Below are 944 nucleotides of genomic sequence, written 5' to 3' on the forward strand. Positions count from 1 at the left end.
ATTATCGCCGCAACAAAGCCAGAATGGATGCAGTGAAAGCGGAACGTAAAAATATTCCGCAGGTAATCTTACCGCGTTATATCAAACAGCTAGAAGCAGAAGGCAAATTGCCGGTAACTACTTCTAAATAAAGATTCATAATCAAATAAATATTGACAATAAACAAAGTTAAATCATTTTTATAATAATAGGATATAGGTAGATAGAAATTTAAAAGTCAGTAATAACTATAAATACAAGAAAGGCAGAAGAGATGAAAAAAACATGGATGTGGCTGGCGATGCTGGCAGCAATCGAATTAACTGGTTGTACCAGCCATTTCGAACCCTTTGTCGGCATAACTTCAGGTAAAAATCGTACTTATGCAGCACCTGTTGAGTCTTATGGATACAATTATGAAGATATGGATGCTGGAAGTATTGGTGGAGGATGTATTCCGGGTACACCAGGTGTTGATATTTATGAGGTTGGTAAAAAACGCTATGGAGGAGGAGCTACCTGTGGCGCAGCGGCACTAAAAGCAAAATGGACACCAGGAATGACTATGAAAATTAATTGGAAAGTCATACCTTATCCTGATTGGAGACCAAAAGCATTAAATACATCTGGAATGAATTTTGATCATAATCAAATAAATATTATAGATAGATATGATGAATATTATTCTACTGAAATACCCTTACCACCACCACCGCCATCAGCCGGTGATGATTTTGGTAAAGTAGCAAATATTACGGTACATTTTCTAGCTTGTAATCAGATATTTATTACATATGGGACGATAGAAGAAGGTCGTAATACACCAATGCATTACAAACTGTTTGCCGAAAGCCAGAAATTGTGTACGCCACGCCCAGTAGTTAAATCGATGGCAGATTATCGCCGCAACAAAGCCAGAATGGATGCAGTGAAAGCGGAACGTAAAAATATTCCGCAGGTAATCT

General features: G+C 37.6%; 1 protein-coding gene. It reads left to right on the forward strand.

The window, feature by feature from the left end; translation table 11 throughout:
• Positions 1-253: 253 nt before the first annotated feature.
• The coding region (locus H3V01_RS10895) for a DUF3304 domain-containing protein (protein ID WP_198186791.1) at positions 254-944 on the forward strand (691 nt) is incomplete at its 3' end.

Origin of the sequence: Snodgrassella sp. M0351 (assembly GCF_016100575.1) — a bacterium.
In the GTDB taxonomy this organism is placed as follows: domain Bacteria; phylum Pseudomonadota; class Gammaproteobacteria; order Burkholderiales; family Neisseriaceae; genus Snodgrassella; species Snodgrassella alvi.